Genomic DNA, 12,834 nt, shown 5'->3' on the forward strand with positions numbered 1-12,834 from the left:
TCGACGTCGGCGCGAGGGTCGGGTTATCGTGGCGCGCGATGACGACCCCGGATGCCACCCCCGCGCCCGCGAAGCCCCGCGTGCCGTTCTGGGACAACGCCCGTTTCGCCGCCATCGTCCTGGTGGTGTTCGGCCACGCCATCCAGCGACTGACGTACGACTCGGACGCCGCCGAGGCGATCTACCTTCTCGTCTACGCGTTCCACATGCCCCTGTTCGCGCTGGTGTCGGGATACTTCTCCTCCGCCACGAAGACGACGCGCAAGCACCTGGCCCGTGTGATCACCGATCTGGTCGCGCCGTATGTGATCTTCGAGGCGATCTGGACGCTCACGCAGTTCCTCGTCACGGGCCGGACGAACCTGGATCCCGCGCAACCGGCGTGGACGCTGTGGTTCCTTCTCGCGCTGGCGCTGTTCCGCATCGTCCTGCCCTACCTCGCGCTGTTGCGCGGGCCGGTGTGGTGGGCGGTGGGGATCTCGATCGTCGCGGGCTACCTGCCGAGCATCGACTCGACCTTCTCGCTGTCGCGCTTGCTCGGCCTCCTGCCTTTCTTCACCCTCGGCTGGTGGCTCCGTACGCACGACGTCGTCGCGCGCCACGGACTGCTGGACCGGCGCCCGCTGTGGCTGCGCGCGGTCGCGGCGGCGGTGCTGACGGGGGCCGGCGTCCTGGCTTTCGTCTTCGTCGACGTGTGGAGCGAGGTGCGCCTGGGCACGTGGTTCTTCTTCGTCGACGCCTACACCGACCTGGACGCCCCGTCCTGGTGGTCGGGAGCCGTGCGCCTGGCGATCATCGCGGTGGCTCTGGTCCTGATGGGCGCGTTCCTCGTGCTCATCCCGCGGAGGCAGACGTCCTGGACGCGGCTGGGCACCTCCACGATGTACGTCTACCTGCTCCACACCTTCGTGCTCTACCCGTTCCGCCAGTCGGGAGTGTTGCGGGGGCTCGAGCCGATGTGGCTGTGGATCCCGCTCGTCGCGGTCGCCAGCGTCGCGATCGCCGTGCTGCTGGCCAGCCGACCCGTGAGGCGGGTGTTCCGTCCCCTCGTGGAGCCCCGGATGCCGTGGCTCTTCCACGACCCCGCCCTCGGTGGCGGCCGCGGCAGCCGACAGGCGGACGCCCGACCTCCGGCGCCGAGCGAGCCGGCACCGACGCGCGACCTCAGTCGCCGAGCACGCCCGCGCCGATCGAGCGACCCGGCGCCGGAGCCGGAGGCACGGCCCACAGACCCGACCCGACGTGCTTCAGGTACTCGCCCATCGCGTCGGTCGCGAGGGCACGCTGGACAGTGATGTAGCGGTCGGGGCTGCGCTGGAACGACAGGAAGAACAGCCCCGCGTTCAGCCGACCGAGGTCGGTGTTCCCATCGACGAAGTTGTAGCCGCGCCGCAGGATCCGGATGCCGCCGTTGAAGTCGGGGTGCGCGAGCCGCACGTGGCTGCGCTCGTCTATCCGCGCTTTTCCCGCGGCGTCGGTGGCGGCGAAATCAGGAGCGGTGAACTCGTCGCCGCCCGAGAGCGGCGCACCCTGCGCCTTGTCTCGGCCGACGACGCGGTCCTGCTCGGCCAGGCGTGTCCGGTCCCACGTCTCGATGAGCATGGCGATCCGTCGTGCCACGAGGTAGGACCCGCCCGCCAGCCACGCCGGACCCTCGGATGCCGAGACCCAGACGTGCTCGTCCAGCGCCGCGGTGTCGTCGGCGAGGATGTTCGCCGTGCCGTCCTTGAACCCGAAGAGGTTGCGCGGCGTGGCCTGGTCGCTCGTGGTCTTCGACGTCCGGCCGAACCCGAGCTGCGACCAGCGGATACGTGCCCGCCCGAAGGCGATGCGGCTGAGGTTGCGGATCGCGTGCACCGCCACCTGCGGGTCGTCGGCGCACGCCTGGATGCACAGGTCGCCGTCGGAACGCTCCGGGTCGAGGTCGTCCCCGAGGAACGCGGGCAGCCGCTCCAACCCCGGCGGGCGCTGGTCGGCGAGGCCGAAGCGGTCGTCGAACAACGACGGTCCGAAGCCGAACGTGATGGTGAGGTTGCTCGCCGGCAGCCCCAGCGCCTCGCCGGTGTCGTCCGGGGGCGCCTCGGGCGAACCCCCGACGGCGCCGGTCGCACTCACCTCGAGCCCCTGCATCATGCGCGTCGCGGCGTAGGTCCAGTCCTGGAGCAGGCTCGCGAGGTCGTCACGGGTGGTGCGCGCCATCATGTCGTACGCCGCGAAGTGCAGGTGGTCCTGCACCGGCGTGGTGATGCCCGACTGGTGGATGCCATCGCCCGACACCGCGGCATCCTGCACCTGCCGTTCGCGCGCGCGGCCCAGGGCGACACCGCCCGCGACGCCGGATCCGGCGCCGATCGCCAGTCCCGCGGCTCCTGCCCCCACCGCGAGGCCGATCAGGCCGCGACGGGAGAGGCCCGTGGCATCCGGGATCTGCTCGTTCTCGCCCACGTCACTCCAGGACGGTCACGGTGAGCTGCGAGAGCGGCTCGGCGAGCGCATTGATGAGGTCGGTGAGCCGGCGCTTGTCGTCGTCGGTCAGCTGCGCGTACGGCACGAAGCCGGCGTCGGCGGAGCCGTGGGTGGCCAGCTCGGCCTCGAGATCGGCGTACCCGGCTTCGATGCGGGTGACCAGCGACGCCCCCTTGTCGCCCTTGGACTCGGCGAAGTCGCGCACGAGCGAGAACGCCATCTTCGAGCCCTCCACGTTCGCGGCGAAGTCGTAGAGGTCGGTGCCCGACCACCAGTCCTCCTCGCCGCTGATCTTGCCCGTGGCGACCTCGTCGAGCAGGGCGATCGCACCGTTGGAGATGCCCGCGACGCCCTGGTCGTCCAGCGCCTGCTGGAACGCGTCGGAGTGGACGTAGTCGTAGAGCTCCTGGGTGTCGGAGATCAGCGTGTCGCCGTACGACGCGCGCTCGGCGGGCGTGGACGGAGCCCAATCCTCCCAGGCCGGGGTCTCGCCGTCGGCGTTGAGCGCGTCCTGCGCGGGAACCCACAGGTCCTTCTCGATGCGGTGGAAGCCGGTCCACGTCAGGCCCTCGGCGACGGCGTCGACCTCGCGGTAGTCGATGCGCGGGTCGAGGTCTCCGAGCGCCTCGGCGATCGGCTCGATGCGCTCGTAGAACGCGCGCACCCGCGGGAACTGATCGCGTGCCGCGGCATCGTCGCCGGACGCGTAGGCCGCCGCGAACGTCTGGACGGCCGGAAGCAGCTGGCCGACCTGGTCCTTGACGAACGCGGCGTAGAGGTCGATGGCCTGCTGCTTCTGCTCGGCATCCTCGCCGTCGATGGCGACCGCCTCACCGGTGACCGAGAACGCGGCACGACCGACACCGTCACCGATCATGCCCGGCTTGCACAGGGTGAAGTAGTCGCCCGGCTGCGCCGTCACGGTCAGGCTGCGCGAGGCACCGGGAGCGACGTTCTCGACCTCGCCCACGATCCGCAGGCCGTCGGAGGCGAGCAGGTAGAACTCCGTGACCTGGTCGCCCTCGTTCCTCACGTCGAAGGCGACCGTTCCGCTGGACGCGGTCGCCGCGGAGACGTCGCAGCCGTCGGACGTCGAGGTGACCGTCAGAGCGCCGGCGGCAGCCGCGTCGGTCTTGGCGACGCAGCCGGAGAGGAGGAGGACGGCCGCGCCGGTCGCAGCGGCTGCCGCGACGAAGCGAGTGGGGTTCATGATGCTCCATTCGGGTGGGCGGTGGATGCCGCGGCGGACGCGGCGCTCGACGTCGAGGTGGCGGGGGTCGGGTCCGCCGTGGTGCCTGCGGACGGGACCGGCGCGGCGGCGGGGCGGCGGTTCCCCCGCACACCACGGACGAAGAGGGGGACGACGACGGCGACGTAGACGACCCAGGCGATGACCTGCAGCCAGGTCATCTGCGGCATGAAGCCGATCGTGGCCTGGAGGAGCGCGGCGAGGCCGCCGCTCGGCGCGATCACGGCGGACAGGTCGAAGGCCCAGCCGAAGGGGAAACCGACCCAGCCGATGGCGACGGCACCGGTCGTCGGGTCGATCGGGGCGCCGGCTCCGAACGGGCCGGGCAGCGCACCGCCTTCCTGCAGGTCGTGGATCGCATAGGCGAGCACCCCGGCGGCGACGACGACGAGGAAACCGCCCGTCCAAGTGAAGAAACGGCCGAGGTTCAGCCGCAGCATTCCGCGAGCGATGAGCCACCCGAGCAGTACGGCGACGGCGAGCCCGACGAGGGCCCCGACCAGGGCGACCGGCTTGTCCCCGAACCCCTGCACCATCGACCACAGCAGCAGCGTCGTCTCCACTCCCTCGCGGGCGACCGAGACGAAGCCGACGACGACGAGGGCCCACACCCCGCCCCGAAGGGCACGATCGATCCCGCCCTCGAGGCCGGATTTGAGCGTGCGCCCCGCCTTCTGCATCCAGAAGATCATCCAGGTCACCATCGCCACCGCGAGAAGCGAGAGCCCTCCGCCGATCAGTTCCTGCGCCTCGAAGGTCAGGGCGTACGCGCCGAACGTGAAGATTGCGCCGATGACCACGGCCAGCACGATCGCGAGGCCCACGCCGACCCACAGGCGCGGCAGGGCGTCTCGCCTCCCGAGCTTGGTGAGGTAGGCGACCAGAATGCCCACGACGAGGGCGGCTTCCAGCCCCTCACGCAGCCCGATGACGAACGGAGCGAAGAAGGAGGCAAGCACGAGCGGAGACCGACTTTCGGGGATTCGGGCGGATGCCGCGGCAGTGCGGATGAGTAAGGACAGCGCGGATAGGTAAGGACAGCCTCACCTGACCCAGCCACATTACGCAATCCGGCCTCCTCCTCGCACCCCACCGATTGGCGGTTCACCCCCGCCGATCGGCGGGGGTGAGCGTTCCGCGATTCCGCCCGGTCCGGGGCGTCACATTCTGATCGAGCGGAAGGAATCACCTCCCGACCGGGAGAATCCGCCCCAGAGCGGATGCCGTCTCCGGGGAATCGCACGATCCGGGCCGACGGCGAGCTCGGCGGCGGTAACCGTCGGCAACATTCGCATTGCACCGCCCCGAGCCACTTAGCCTCGGTTCATGTCCGAGCTGAACCTCCCGATCCTCGACCTCTCGCTCCTCGACCAGGGGCCCGAGTCCGCCGCTCGTTTCCGCGACGAACTGCGCACCGCCACCCGCGACGTGGGCTTCTTCTACCTCACCGGCACCGGCATCAGCCCCGAGCTGGAGGCGCGCCTGCTGCAGGCCGCGAAGGACTTCTTCGCCCTTCCCGAAGCCGACAAGCTCGCGATCGAGAACCTCACCAGTCCGCACTTCCGCGGGTACACCCGCGTCGGCGGCGAGCTCACGCAGGGCCGTGTCGACTGGCGCGAGCAGATCGACATCGGACCGGAACGCGAGGCGATCACGGACCCCGACGGCCCGGGCTACAACCGTCTCGTGGGCCCCAATCTCTGGCCCGCCGCGCAGCCGGAACTGCGCGAGGTCGTCACCGAGTGGCACGACCGGCTCACCGAGATCGCGCGGACGCTCCTGCGCGCCTGGGCCGTCTCGCTCGGCGCCGAAGAGGAGTACTTCGACCGCCACTTCGGCGACCCGCAGACCCTCATCAAGATCGTGCGCTACCCCGGCAAGGACGACCCCGAGCCGCAGCAGGGCGTCGGCGCCCACAAGGACTCCGGCGTTCTCACACTGCTGTGGGTGGAGCCCGGCAAGGGCGGCCTGCAGGTTCTGCGCGACGGGGAGTGGGTCGATGCTCCCCCGGTGGCCGGCGCCTTCGTCGTCAACATCGGCGAGCTGCTCGAGTACGCCACCCAGGGCTACCTCACGGCGACGAACCACCGCGTGATCTCGCCGCGGTACCCGGACGAGCGCATCTCGGTCCCGTTCTTCTTCAACCCGGCGCTGGACGCCGTGCTGCCGATCATCGACCTGCCGGACGAGCTCGCCGCCGAGACCCGCGGCGTCTCGCAGGACCCGACGAACCCGATCTACGCCACGTACGGGGAGAACGCCCTGAAGTCGCGGCTGCGCGCTCACCCCGATGTCGCCGAGAGGTGGCATCCGGATCTGCTCGCCGCGCGCGCGGCCTCCTGAGCAGCCCCGGGGCGGCCGCTTTCCCGCCACGCCTCCCCACGCATGCATAAACGCGATCTGCGCGCATAAACACGACCACCTCGTGTTTATGCGCGCAGATCGCGTTTATGCGTGGGGTCGGCACGCCCGGGAATGACGAAGGCCGCCCCACACCGTGGGGCGGCCTTCCAAGAATGTTTTGCGCGATTGAACGCTGGTGCGCTTAGCGACGCAGACCGAGACGCTCGATGAGCGAGCGGTAACGGTTGATGTCGACCTCCTGCAGGTAACCCAGCAGGCGACGGCGCTGACCGACGAGCAGGAACAGGCCACGGCGCGAGTGGTGGTCGTGCTTGTGTGCCTTGAGGTGCTCGGTGAGGTCCTTGATGCGCTGCGTCAGCATCGCGACCTGCACCTCGGGGGATCCGGTGTCACCGGGGTGCGTCGCGTACTCTTCGATGATCGCCTTCTTGACGTCCGCTTCGAGTGCCATAGATGGGATCCCCTTCCTCTTGTTGCGCGGCGCCCGACGCCTGATGCGTGGGCTCTCTTTATCCGCGGCCGATCCAACGGCAACCGCATGAGTCTACCAGCATCCGGATGCCATCGCCCACCGCCGCCGAAGCCCGCGACCCGCGCGGTGGCGTAGCCTCGACGAGTGCAGATCACCGTCCGTGTCAGGCCGGGCAGCCGGCGCGGCCCCCTCGTCGAGGACGGACCCGACGGCCTCGTCGTGCACGTGCGCGAGCGCGCGGCCGAAGGAGCGGCGAACACGGGCGTCGTTCGCGCCCTCGCCGAACATTTCGGCGTCGCGCCCCGCGACGTGGAGATCGTGCGCGGGCACACCGCGCGCATCAAGCGCGTCGAGGTCGGAGCGTGAGCCGCCGCAGCGCTTTCATCGACCTGCGTCCGCTCACCACCTCCCCCGCGTTCGCGCGCCTGTGGATCGGCTCGACGCTGTCGGGCATGGGCGGCCAGCTGACGGTCGTGGCCGTCATGCTGCATGTGTTCGAACTGACCCAGAGCACCTTCGACGTGTCGATGATCGCCGTCGCAGGTCTCGTCCCCATGGTGCTCGCGGGTCTGTACGGCGGGATGCTGGCGGATGCCTTCGACCGCCGCACCGTCGCGCTGCTCGCCGCCTCGGTGACGTTCGTCTCCACGGCGCTGCTGGCCGCCCTGGCGTGGACGGGCCTGGAGAACGTGGCATCCCTGTTCGTGCTCAGCGTCGTCAATTCGGCCGCGAACTCGATCGTGATGGCCACGCGGTCGGCGATCACGCCGCGGCTGCTCCCCCGCGAGCTGCTCCCCGCCGCGGCGGCGCTGCAGGGCGTCACGGTGGGGATCATGGTCATGGCGGGGCCGGCCCTCGCCGGCGTCCTCGTCGCGTTCGCGGGCTACGCGTGGACGTATTCGCTGGACGTCCTGCTGATGACGTCGCTGTTCCTCGGCCTGTGGTCGCTGCCGCGGCTGCGTCCCGAGGGCGAGATCGTGCGGCCGGGGCTGGAGTCCTTCCGCGACGGGGCGCGATTCCTGCGCCGGGCGCCCAACATCCGCCTGCAGTACCTGCTCGACATCACCGCGATGACCTTCGGGCAGCCCGTCGCCCTGTTCCCCGCGATCGGCGCCGTTCTGCTGGGCGGCGGCGCCATCACGACCGGTGTCCTGACCGCCGCGGTCGCGGCGGGGGCGTTCCTGTCGAGCCTGTTCTCAGGACCCGTCGGCCGGGTGCGCCGCCAGGGGCTGGGGATCGAACGGGCGATCCAGGTCTACGGCCTCTCGATCGGCGCATTCGGACTGGTGCTGCTCGCGGCGGCCGGGGGGTGGATGCGCCCCCCGTCCACCGACGAGGGCTCCGGGGCGATCCTCCTCATCGTGCTCGCGGCGATCGCGCTGGCGGTCTCGGGGGCGGCCGACAACGTCAGCGCCATCTATCGGTCGACGATGATGCAGGCGGCGGTCCCGGATGCCATGCGCGGACGCCTCCAGGGCATCTTCATCGTCGTGGTGGCCGGTGGTCCGCGCGTCGGCGCGCTCTACGCCGGCACGCTCGCGACACTGACGTCTCTGTGGGTTCCACCGCTTCTCGGCGGCATCCTGATCCTCGCCCTCGTCGGACTCCTCGTGCGCCTCTCCCCGCGGTTCCGACAGTACGACGCCCTGAACCCGCAACCCTGACCTCCCCCCCCTCACGCCTTCGGCCCCCTTCCGTCGTCGGCGAGCGGGGTGCCCGCACGCATAAACGCCATCCGCGCGCATAAACGCGGTGTCATCGCGTTTATGCGCGTCAGAAGCGTTTATGCGTGGGCGCCGGGCCGCGCGCCCCGCGCACCGGACACCGCAGCGGCAGCGGATTCCCGCCGTCGCGGTCGGCAGGGCCGCGCGATGTCGTACCCGGGGCCTAAGGTCGGGGCGTGGCATCCGCTCCCTCCCCCGTCTCCCCCTCCCCCGTCTCGGTGACGGTCCAGTTCGTGCTGACCGGCATCGTGTGGGGGTCGAGCTTCCTCTTCATCGCGGTCGCGCTCACGGGCATGACGCCCGCGCAGGTCGCCGGGGGCCGGCTGCTGTTCGGTGCGCTCGCCCTCGCCGCGGTCGTCGCGGTCCGGCGGGAACGGATGCCGCGCAGCCTGCGCGTCTGGGCGCACCTGTGCGTCCTGGGGGTGACGTTCTGCGTCGTGCCGTTCCTGCTGTTCGCGTGGGCGGAGCAGCACGTCTCCTCGGGCCTGGCGAGCATCTTCAACGCCACGACCCCGATCATGACCGCGATCATGGCGTGGGCCGTCTTCCGCGTGGAGCGGCTGCGGCCCGGCCAGTTGCTCGGGATCGCCGTCGGCATCCTCGGGGTCGTCGTCATCATCGCGCCCGGTGCTGCCGCGGACATCGGAGGCAGCACGGTCGCGCAGCTCGCCCTCCTGGGCGCCACCGCGTGCTACGGCTTCAGCCTGGCGTACATGCGCCGTTTCCTCGGGGACACCGGCCTGTCGGGCATCGCCTTCGCCTTCGGATACATCGGCCCCGCGGCGGCGCTGATGCTGCTGCTGTCCCCCGTGATCCTCGCCGAGCCGATGCGACCGACCCCGGCCGCCCTCGCCAGCATCGTCGCGCTCGGCGTGCTCGGCACCGGTCTCGCCTACGTCTGGAGCCAGAACACCCTGCGGGCGTGGGGGCCCACGCGCGCCTCGACGGTGACCTACATCACGCCCGTGGTCGGCGTCGCCCTCGGCATCCTGGTGCTGGGCGAACGGCTCACCTGGAACGAGCCGGCGGGCGCGGTCGTCGTCTTCCTCGGCATCCTGCTGGTGCAGGAGCGCGTGCGTCTCGGGCGTCGCGCGCGCGCCTGAGGCCTCCCCGTACGACGAGGGCCCCGGATGCCGTGGCATCCGGGGCCCCGAAGAGCTCGGGCGATCAGGCCTGGAGCGCGAACTGCAGGTCGAGCTCGATGGTGACGTCCTTGCCGACGAGCACACCGCCGGTCTCGAGCGCGGCGTTCCAGGTGAGGCCGAAGTCCTCACGGTTGATGACCGTCTTGGCGGTCGCGCCGGCCTTGTAGTTGCCCCACGGGTCGGTGCCGAACCCGCCGAAGTCGATCGAGAACGTGGCGGGCTTGCTGACACCGCGGATGGTGAGCTCGCCGTCGACGAGGAAGTCGCCGTTCTCGACGCGGGCACCGGTCGAGCGGAAGTCCATGGTCGGGTAGGTCTCGACGTCGAAGAACTCGGCCGAGCGCAGGTGCTGGTCGCGGCCCTCGTCCTTGGTGTCGACCGAGGTGACGTCGACGGAGGCCTCGACGGTCGCTTCGAGCGGGTTCTCGGGGGCGACGAGGGTGGCGCTCTTCATGCCGAAGGTGCCGCGCACCTTGGAGATCATCATGTGGCGGACGGTGAAGGTCACCTCGCTGTGCGAGGGGTCGAGCACCCAGGTGCCCGCCTTGTAGCCGGGGATCTCGAGCGTGGTCGTGTCGGTCATGTCACTCCTTGAGTCGTGGGGAGCCGGATCGGCGTCTTGCCGGGGTCCAACTCTCATTCATCCGAATGTATTCCACGATCGACGAAAATGACGAACCCGAGGGGCCGCAGCTCCCTCGGGTTCGTGAACGGGCGATGAAGACGCCGAGTCAGCCGACCTTGAGCAGGTCGATGATGAAGATGAGGGTCTTGCCGCCGAGGAAGTGGCCACCCGCGGGACCGTAGGCCAGGTGCGGCGGGATCACGAGCTCGCGGCGTCCGCCGACCTTCATGCCCGGGATGCCGTCCTGCCAGCCCTGGATCAGGCCGCGGAGGGGGAACTGGATGCTCTCGCCGCGCCCCCACGACGAGTCGAACTCCTCGCCCGACTCGTACTCGACACCGGCGTAGTGCACGGTGACGGTGTCGCCGGGCTTGGCCTCGTCGCCGTCGCCGACGATGATGTCGCGGATGACGAGGTCGGTGGGCGCGGGACCGGTGGGAGCGTCGAACTCCGGCTTGGTGCGATCAGTCATGGGTCCATCCAAGCACGCGACGGACCGGGACGAACCCCCTGGACAAGACTCAGCGCCCGGTGCCGCGGCGATGCCTGCGTGTCTCCCGGGCGCTGAGTTGGCCTACATCGATGGTGCTCCGGCTGCCCCGCGCCTGTCAAGACCCCGGTCGCGCCACCCCGCCGAGCGGCGGCGCCGGGCCCTCACGGCGCCAGCAGAGCCGCCCGCGCGGCGGTGGTGCGTTGCAGGAGGGCGCGTTCCTGAGCCGACGCGGAGGCATCCCGTCCCGACAGCGCGCGCTGGCGCGCGGCGGCGAGGGCCGTGGCATCCCGGATGAACGTCTTCATGACCGCGGACCGGTCGCCCGGCAGCGACCGCGCCCATGCCACGGAGGAGCGGCGACCGGCACCGGTGGCGAGCATGTCGACCTCCTGAGCCGTGAACCAGCCCGCGGCGGCGTACTCGCCCAGCCGCGCCCGTGTCAGCCTCGCCTCCTCTCGGCGCAGGGCCAGGATGCCGAGGATGAACAGCACGAACAGCGGCACCTGAAGCGTGGCGTAGAGCTCGAAGAAGTTGAAGAACGTGGCCGAGCCGTTCCACAGCGCGTGGAGCACGACCGCCCCGACGAGCCCCGGGAAGGCGGAGCGCAGGGCGGCGCCCGTCCCCAGCGAACGCCGGGCGGCCAAGCCCAACGCGTACCCGGTGAGGCTGGTGAACATCACGTGCGCGAAGGGCGACAGGACCGCCCGGAGGAAGAAGACGCCGCCCACCTGGACCGCTCCGCCCTCGATGAAGCTCACGGCGAAGTACTGCACGTTCTCGGTGAAGGCGAAGCCCGCGCCGATGAGGGCGCCGTAGACGATGCCGTCGACGGGGCCGTCGAACGACCGCCGTGCGCCGGCGTACAGCAGGACCAGTCCCAGTCCCTTCGCGACCTCCTCGACGATCGGCGCCTGCACCACGGAACTGAACGCGTCGCCGAGCCCCCCGGTGAGCAACGCCAGCACCGCGTCCACCCCGAGAGCGATCGCGACGGAGGCGATCGCCCCCCAGGCGACGGCGAAGACGAGCAGCCGCCGCGGTTCGGGCTCCCACCTGTCGATGAGCCGCACCGCCAGCCACACGATCACGAACGGCACCGCCGCCAGGACCAGCCCGACGAGGGATGCCGCCGGGCCGAGGAAACGCAGGAAGTACAGCACCAGCAGGGCCAGGAGAGGGACGAGCACCACCGCCGCGACCCACAGGATCGCGCCGCTTCGACGCGGACGCGGAGGAACGGGGGCGTCGACGGTCGCGGCGGACGGCGGGGCATCGGCGATCCGCGCCGGCTCGCCGGGGCCCGGCTGCCACAGCGGCGAGGGGTAGCTCATGCGCACAGCCTAGGGGCACGCCCCGACGGGATCGCGCGGCTTGTGGCGGTGCCCGGCGGCGTCCCGCTGCGACCGGCCCGGTAGCGTGGAGGCATGCGTTTCGCCCACGTCCGTCCCCCGGAGGCAGCGGATGTCCCCCGCCTCGTCAGCGTCCACGGCGAGGAGTTCGCGTTCGTCGACCGGTTCTTCCCAGGCGCCCCGGCGACCCTGGAGCAGTTGATCGCCGGTGGCGACGAGCTTCTCGACCGCGTGCGCGCGGCCGCCGACACCGCGCCCCGGCATCCGTTGGAGGGGGTCCGTTTCGCCTCGGCGGTGCTCGCTCCCCCGACGATCCTCGCCGTCGGGCTGAACTACGCGGCGCACTCGGGCGAACTGGGGCTCAAGACGGATGCCGGCCCCACCGTCTTCGTCCTGTGGCCGAACTCGCTCACGGCCCACCACGAGACGACGTCGTGGGCCCGGGCCCTCAGCGAGGCCGTGGACTACGAGGCCGAGCTCGGCGTCATCATCGGACGCCCGGGACGCGACATCCCCGAGGCGGACGCCCTCGACCACGTGTGGGGCTACACGGTCGTCAACGACATCACCGCGCGCAACATCCAGTTCTCCGAGGCGCAATGGTCGCGCTGCAAGTCCTTCGACGGCTTCACCCCGACGGGTCCGTTCGTCGTGACGGCGGACGAGATCCCCGACCCCCAGGATCTGCACATCTGGACCGTCGTCGACGGCCACACCGTGCAGGACGCCACCACCGGCCAGATGGTGCGTTCGGTGGCGACGCTCGTGAACAAGCTCTCCGAGTCGGCGACCCTGCTCCCGGGCACGCTGATCTCGACGGGCAGCCCCGGCGGCGCCGGTTACTCGCGCGACCCGCAGATCTTCCTGCGCGATCGCTCGACGGTGACCGTCGGGATCGACGGCATCGGCGAGCTGACGACGCACTGCCGCATCCTCGACTGAGCGGC

General features: G+C 70.7%; 12 protein-coding genes and 1 pseudogene. 6 read left to right on the forward strand and 7 right to left on the reverse strand.

The genetic code is table 11. The annotated features are described in order from the left end of the window. Nucleotides 1-38: 38 nt before the first annotated feature. Nucleotides 39-1,004: pseudogene (locus LL239_RS08855) on the forward strand (acyltransferase family protein); the annotation flags it as partial. Nucleotides 1,005-1,164: 160 nt separating this feature from the next. Here LL239_RS08855 and efeB read toward each other — a convergent pair. From efeB to efeU, 3 genes are read right to left on the reverse strand one after another with little or no spacing between them, the layout of a single operon-like run. Further along, nucleotides 1,165-2,445: an iron uptake transporter deferrochelatase/peroxidase subunit gene (efeB, locus tag LL239_RS08860; RefSeq protein ID WP_228163071.1), complete on the reverse strand. Its 1,281-nt coding sequence runs from the start codon at nt 2,443-2,445 to the stop codon at nt 1,165-1,167. A 1-nt stretch (nt 2,446) separates the two neighbouring features. Further along, entirely contained in the window at nt 2,447-3,676 is a 1,230-nt protein-coding gene (gene efeO / locus LL239_RS08865) for an iron uptake system protein EfeO (protein WP_228163072.1), read from the reverse strand. Further along, entirely contained in the window at nt 3,673-4,674 is a 1,002-nt protein-coding gene (gene efeU, locus LL239_RS08870; protein ID WP_228163073.1) for an iron uptake transporter permease EfeU, read from the reverse strand. Before efeU ends, efeO begins: the two co-directional genes overlap by 4 nt. Nucleotides 4,675-5,041: 367 nt before the next feature. Here efeU and LL239_RS08875 point away from each other — a divergent pair, with 367 nt between their 5' ends. Next, nucleotides 5,042-6,058, forward strand: a complete 1,017-nt coding sequence (locus LL239_RS08875) for an isopenicillin N synthase family dioxygenase (RefSeq protein ID WP_228163074.1) — start codon at nt 5,042-5,044, stop codon at nt 6,056-6,058. Between the two features lie 202 nt (nt 6,059-6,260). On the opposite strand, the gene rpsO is transcribed toward LL239_RS08875, so the two are convergent. Then, nucleotides 6,261-6,530, reverse strand: a complete 270-nt coding sequence (gene rpsO, locus LL239_RS08880; protein WP_058598104.1) for a 30S ribosomal protein S15 — start codon at nt 6,528-6,530, stop codon at nt 6,261-6,263. Between the two features lie 165 nt (nt 6,531-6,695). Between rpsO and LL239_RS08885 the strand changes: the two genes are divergently transcribed. From LL239_RS08885 to LL239_RS08895, 3 genes are all read left to right on the forward strand, one after another. Continuing rightward, entirely contained in the window at nt 6,696-6,917 is a 222-nt protein-coding gene (locus LL239_RS08885; RefSeq protein ID WP_228163075.1) for a DUF167 domain-containing protein, read from the forward strand. Further along, entirely contained in the window at nt 6,914-8,215 is a 1,302-nt protein-coding gene (locus tag LL239_RS08890; protein ID WP_228163076.1) for an MFS transporter, read from the forward strand. Before LL239_RS08885 ends, LL239_RS08890 begins: the two co-directional genes overlap by 4 nt. Nucleotides 8,216-8,451: 236 nt before the next feature. After that, the gene (locus tag LL239_RS08895) at nt 8,452-9,378 is read left to right on the forward strand and encodes a DMT family transporter (protein WP_228163077.1); all 927 of its coding nucleotides are present in this window, start codon (nt 8,452-8,454) and stop codon (nt 9,376-9,378) included. Nucleotides 9,379-9,442: 64 nt separating this feature from the next. Here LL239_RS08895 and LL239_RS08900 read toward each other — a convergent pair whose 3' ends face one another. The 3 genes from LL239_RS08900 to LL239_RS08910 all read right to left on the reverse strand — a co-directional run bounded on the left by LL239_RS08900 (nt 9,443) and on the right by LL239_RS08910 (nt 11,869). Next, nucleotides 9,443-10,003, reverse strand: a complete 561-nt coding sequence (locus LL239_RS08900) for a YceI family protein (protein ID WP_228163078.1) — start codon at nt 10,001-10,003, stop codon at nt 9,443-9,445. A gap of 148 nt (nt 10,004-10,151) precedes the next feature. After that, nucleotides 10,152-10,517, reverse strand: coding sequence for an FKBP-type peptidyl-prolyl cis-trans isomerase (locus LL239_RS08905; RefSeq protein WP_228163079.1), 366 nt, complete (start codon nt 10,515-10,517; stop codon nt 10,152-10,154). 182 nt (nt 10,518-10,699) lie between these two features. Beyond that, the gene (locus LL239_RS08910; protein WP_228163080.1) at nt 10,700-11,869 is read right to left on the reverse strand and encodes a PrsW family intramembrane metalloprotease; all 1,170 of its coding nucleotides are present in this window, start codon (nt 11,867-11,869) and stop codon (nt 10,700-10,702) included. Nucleotides 11,870-11,962: 93 nt separating this feature from the next. Here LL239_RS08910 and LL239_RS08915 point away from each other — a divergent pair, with 93 nt between their 5' ends. Then, entirely contained in the window at nt 11,963-12,829 is an 867-nt protein-coding gene (locus LL239_RS08915) for a fumarylacetoacetate hydrolase family protein (protein WP_228163081.1), read from the forward strand. The last annotated feature ends 5 nt before the right edge of the window (nt 12,830-12,834 follow it).

Origin of the sequence: Microbacterium testaceum (assembly GCF_020781835.1) — a bacterium.
GTDB lineage: Bacteria > Actinomycetota > Actinomycetes > Actinomycetales > Microbacteriaceae > Microbacterium > Microbacterium testaceum_H.